Below are 4,828 nucleotides of genomic sequence, written 5' to 3'. Positions count from 1 at the left end.
CTACTGCGGTGTCCACCGGACGACCGGCATCATTCGCACGTGCTCAGATCGAGCGTGCCCCACGGCCAGCGTTAGCGCGACCAGCGGCAGATCCGGATAACGGCTGGCGGGCCGACGACGTGGTACGCCATGGTGGATCATGGTCACTACCCGGCTAGTAGCGCCGGGATGTTACAAGGCGATCAGTTCAGCGATTTTCTTGGCGACGTCCTCCAGGGAGTCCTCCTCTGTGCTCAACCCGTTGCGAGAGCCGAGAAGCGGGCTGACCGACCGAATCTCCTCGTAAGTGACCCCATGCGCGACAGGGATCAGCAGGTCACGCGACAGCAGTTCCGAGAGTTCCTTCTCGGACACCCCGCCGCTCTCGACGCGCCTGAGGAGTGCGGGCGTGATGAGCACGAGACCGATGCGCGTCTTGGCCAGGCCCTTGTCGATCTCCCGCATGAACGGCTGGCCGAGGATGATGTCCCTCTCGCTGAACCAGACCGACACATCCTCGGCTTCGAGGAGGTTGTGCAGTTCAGTCGCGATTCCACGCCGGTCGTCCCAGGCGTGGCAGAGGAACAGGTCGTACGACTTGGCTCGAGGTCCTACCGCCTCGACCTTGCTGCGATAGCGGTCCAGCGCCGCGACCTGGTCAGAGGTGTAGGCAACGGGCGAGTTTGCTGGCGACCACCGAGGCCGCGCCGACCGACTGCCACCGCCGCCACCGGAGGACCCGCTTCCGCCGCCGCCGCGGGACGGGTTTGACGAAGCGTAGTTGGACGGGGACGGGTAGGACGTGTAGGACCGGTACGACGATCGGCCATGGACGGGACATGCGGCGGCACCGCTGGAGGTGCGGTGGCCCCGACTGGGTGCTGTGCATCGCATGACTTCACTCTAGGAACGACCCGCCAATCCCGTCTGTCCGGACCGCCTCAACCGCACATCGGCCAGAAGCGGATGCCGGGGGCACCAGCGTGGTGGACGGCGGCGTCACGGGCCGTGTCCGGCATGCTCAAGGGCGGCGTACCCCGTCAACTGGAGTCACCGTGTAACGGATCAAGCGGAGTACGACAGCGTTCGGGCGTTACGCCCCGCATGCGCGTCGTCCGGCTTTGTCGGGTAACTCGACCATCATGGACTGATGACCGCGCGGCGTCGTCCGGAAAGCAGCTTGGCGATGAGTAAACTTCGATTGAGTCTCGGATCCTGGGCACACGGCAGGTTGAGCTGACTCTATGGAGTCTTCAGGCAGCAGACGGTAGCCTGGTCGGCCTATTGGTGTGTCCGCGGCAGATGCCGGCCGCGCTGCCGATCGGTTGCTGGAGGTGATCATGGCCGTCCGGATCGATCCGTCCTGGTGGACATCGGGAAGATGGGAAGGGCGGCCGATCCGGGAGTTCCTGGAGCAGCGTGACGTTGCAGCGGTCTTCCGGTTCCTGCATGCACGAGGCGTCTCCTACGGGGCGATCGCTACCCTCGTTGGGGTCTCCGCGAACCGTGCCGCCGAGATCGCCAAGGGGACGCGACAGGTCACGGCCTATGAGGTGCTGGAGAGGATCGCGGTCGGCCTCGGTATCCCGAGGGCTGCGATGGGACTCGGTCACGAGAGGGATCTCGACGCCGGTACGGGCGGTTTGACGGTCACACCGCACGGGTTGGCGAGTGGCCAGCCGACATCCGGACCAGCCGTGGGCATAGCCGCCGGGGCGGTCGCTCTGGCCCGCCTGCGTGCCGAGTTGGACGAGGCACTGTCGTCTTCGAGTGTGTCACCGCGGCAGCTGGAACTGATCGAGGAATCGGCCAGCGAGTACATGCGAATCTATCCCTCGGCGCCGCCGAGCGTGATGCTGTCGAGACTTGCTGCCGAGTGTTCCGAGGTCCAGGTTCTGTCGCGTCGTCGGCAGCCAGCAGCGGTCCAAGCTCGTCTGTCGGCCGCTGCAGCCCTGTTGGCGACGATGTGTGCTGATGCCTTGATGCGGCTGGGTGACGCCAGTGAGGCGCGACTGTGGTACCGGACTGCGATCCACGCGGCGGACGACAGTGCGGATACGAGACTTCGGGTGCTGGTGCGGGCTCAGGCGGCGATGCTGCCGTACTACTTCGGCGACCCGCAGCAGACGGTAGCGATGGCGGACGCGGCGCTCGCCATCGCTGCGGCCACATCATCGTCGGGAGCGTTGGCAGCGGCTGGACGTGCGCGTGCCTTGGCCCGTCTCGGTGCCGCCGAGCAGGCCCGAGCGGCGATCGAGCAGGCACGCCGAATGTTCGACGAAGCAGGTGACGACGACAGCGACGCGGCGTTTCGCTTCCCCGCGAAACGGCTGCTGTTCTACCTGTCCGGGGCGATGACGTGGCTCGGTGATACGAAGGAGGCGTACCGGGTCCAGGACGAGGCCCTTCGGTTGTATGGCCCCGCTCCGATGGTGCTAATCGATCCCGCTCTCATCATGTTGGATCGCGCCCTGTGCCTGGTCCGTGACCTTCGATTCGTCGACGCGGCCATAGCGGCCCGCGAGGCCATCGCAAGCCTGCCCGAACTGCAGTGCACGGAGATCATCTTGGCGAAGGCCGGTCAGGTCATCTCGGCTGTTCCGAGGCATGCCCAGTGCAGGGAGGTGATCGAGCTGGCGGAGTACGTGCGGTCGTGCCGGGAGCGGGGCCGTACCCTTGCTGCCGGAACTGCTGCGCTCGAAACCTAGGGGCCACATGTTCGTCGAGGCGCGAACACGTCCGGTGCTCGCCGAGGTGTGTCGGATGCTGGGCCACTCCGACGCTGACGCACTACTGCTTCGTCATCACACTAACGCCGTGTATGCAGTCGGTGACGTGGTGGTCAAGATTGCGCCGACGGAGTATGGCCTTGACCGCACGCGGGTTGTCGTCGCGGTCGTCGAGTGGCTGTTGGCCAAAGGGTTCCCGACGGTAGGTCTGTGCGACCGAGTGCCGCAACCGATCTTCGTCGACGGACACGCGGTGACGGTCTGGCAGCGGTTGGATCCGGCGCGCGGTAACCCCATCACCGCCGCCGAACTCGGGCTGCTGCTACGGGAGTTGCATAGCGTTTCGGCGCCGCCGGTGGAGTTGCCGGCGCTTCGGCCGATCGAGAGCGTACGGCGGTCGGTGGAGAGGGCCGAGATGATTGACGCCCGAGACCGCGACCTGTTGTTGGACCGGCTTGAGGATCTGAGCACGGCTTGGTCGGCCATGGCCTTCCCGTTGGGTGCCAGCCTGATCCAGTCCGACCCGCAGACCCGCAACGCCCTTCGGCGGTTCGACGGCACTCCGGTACTTGCTGACTGGGACGGTGTCGCACTCGGACCGAGGGAGTGGGACGTCGCCACCGTCGCCGTGCACTGCCGCCGATTCGGCGGCGATCGAACGGCATTCGCTGACTTCACGCGCAGCTACGGCTGGGATGCCACCTCTTGGCAGGGGTTTGACCAGTTGTGCCAGCTTCGCGAACTCCAGATGATCGCCACCAATGCTCGCAAGTCCCGGCCCGGCACCGCTGCCGCAGCCGAGGTGCATCGCCGACTCGACGGTCTTCGCAACGAAGGCAAGGAGTTGCGCCCCTGGCGCATCCTCTAGCCGCTTTGGCGGTCGCTCACGTTCGCCCAGCCGTCGCCACGTGTGAAACTGCACCGGGATATGCGATCAAGCGACTGGCGTGTATCGGTACGCTGCGTGCATGGCATCGGCAAACTCGGTAGTTCGCGTTCGATTCGCCCCGTCGCCGACCGGGATGTTCCACGTCGGCAACGCGCGCTCGCTGCTTTATAACTGGGTGCTGGCGAAGCAGTCCGGTGGCGTGATGGTGCTGCGGATCGAGGACACGGACGCCGAACGCAGCCGGCCGGAGTGGGTGCAGGGCATCATCGACGCGATGGCGTGGCTCGGCGTCGGTCCAGACGAGTATGAGGGGCCGCTGTTCCAGTCCGCCTATGTTCAGCATCATCGTGATGCCATCGCCAAGCTTCTGGCCGCCGGCCAGGCCTACTACTGCGACTGTGTGAGGGCCCAGGTGGTGGAGCGCACCGGCAGCGAGCACAAGGGCTACGACGGCTACTGCCGCGACCGCGGCCTGGCCGCCGCCCCGGGCAGCGCGGTGCGATTCCGGACTCCGGACGAGGGCCAGACGGTCGTGCGGGACATGGTGCGCGGCGAGCCCACGTTCGACAACGCGACGATCGAGGACTTCGTCATCGCACGCGGTGACGGCTCGCCGGTGTTCCTGCTGGCAAACGTCGTCGATGACATGGTCATGGGGATCACTCATGTGATCCGGGCAGAGGAACACCTGCCCAACACCCCGAAGCAGCAGTCGCTGTGGGAGGCGCTCGGGCAGGAGCCGCCGGTGTGGGCGCACGCGCCGATCCTGGTCAACGAGAAGCGGCAGAAGTTGTCCAAGCGCCGGGACCGGGTCGCGTTGGAGGACTTCCGGGCCGAGGGGTACCTGGCCGAGGCGATGCGCAACTACCTGATGCTGCTCGGTTGGGCACCCTCCGGTGACCGGGAGATCCTCCCCTGGGACGACATCGTGGCCGAGTTCCGGATGGCCGATGTCAACCCCTCCCCGGCCTTCTTCGACGTGAAGAAGCTTCGGGCCTTCAACGGCGACTACATCCGGGCCCTGAGCACGGAGCAGTTCATCTCGGCGTGTCAGCCATGGCTGCGCGGCGAGTACGCCCCGTGGCGGGCGGGGGACTACGACGGGGGGGGGGTCGCGGCAGTCGCGCCGCTGGCGCAGACCCCGGGGGGGGGGCGCAGCGAGGACCGCGCAAAGGGCGACCTCCTGTTTCTGTCCGATCCGGCCATTTCGCGCCCGGCCCTGGGCCAGGCC

4 protein-coding genes are annotated in these 4,828 nt (G+C 66.5%); 3 read left to right on the top strand and 1 reads right to left on the bottom strand.

Translation table 11 applies throughout. The features are described 5' to 3' along the window. Positions 1-171 precede the first annotated feature (171 nt). The gene (locus FXF52_RS40305) at positions 172-873 is read right to left on the bottom strand and encodes a toll/interleukin-1 receptor domain-containing protein (protein ID WP_148804900.1); all 702 of its coding nucleotides are present in this window, start codon (positions 871-873) and stop codon (positions 172-174) included. A gap of 446 nt (positions 874-1,319) precedes the next feature. Here FXF52_RS40305 and FXF52_RS40300 point away from each other — a divergent pair, with 446 nt between their 5' ends. The 3 genes from FXF52_RS40300 to gltX form a co-directional block, all read left to right on the top strand. Then, the gene (locus FXF52_RS40300; protein WP_148804899.1) at positions 1,320-2,687 is read left to right on the top strand and encodes a helix-turn-helix domain-containing protein; all 1,368 of its coding nucleotides are present in this window, start codon (positions 1,320-1,322) and stop codon (positions 2,685-2,687) included. Positions 2,688-2,694: 7 nt separating this feature from the next. After that, a complete protein-coding gene (locus tag FXF52_RS40295) occupies positions 2,695-3,576 on the top strand; it encodes a phosphotransferase (protein ID WP_148804898.1) in 882 nt (293 codons plus the stop codon). Positions 3,577-3,676: 100 nt separating this feature from the next. After that, positions 3,677-4,828: glutamate--tRNA ligase (gene gltX, locus FXF52_RS40290; protein WP_148804897.1), on the top strand; the 1,152-nt coding region annotated here is incomplete at its 3' end.

It is taken from the genome of Micromonospora sp. MP36 (assembly GCF_008119785.1).
In the GTDB taxonomy this organism is placed as follows: Bacteria; Actinomycetota; Actinomycetes; order Mycobacteriales; family Micromonosporaceae; genus Micromonospora.
This window is presented reverse-complemented; position numbering and strand designations above follow the sequence as displayed.

Excerpts from the sequence above, each read along its gene's own strand:
- FXF52_RS40305 (WP_148804900.1), bottom strand. The coding sequence starts at position 873 with ATGCGATGCACAGCACCCAGTCGGGGCCACCGCACCTCCAGCGGTGCC.
- FXF52_RS40300 (WP_148804899.1), top strand. The coding sequence starts at position 1,320 with ATGGCCGTCCGGATCGATCCGTCCTGGTGGACATCGGGAAGATGGGAA.
- FXF52_RS40295 (WP_148804898.1), top strand. The coding sequence starts at position 2,695 with ATGTTCGTCGAGGCGCGAACACGTCCGGTGCTCGCCGAGGTGTGTCGG.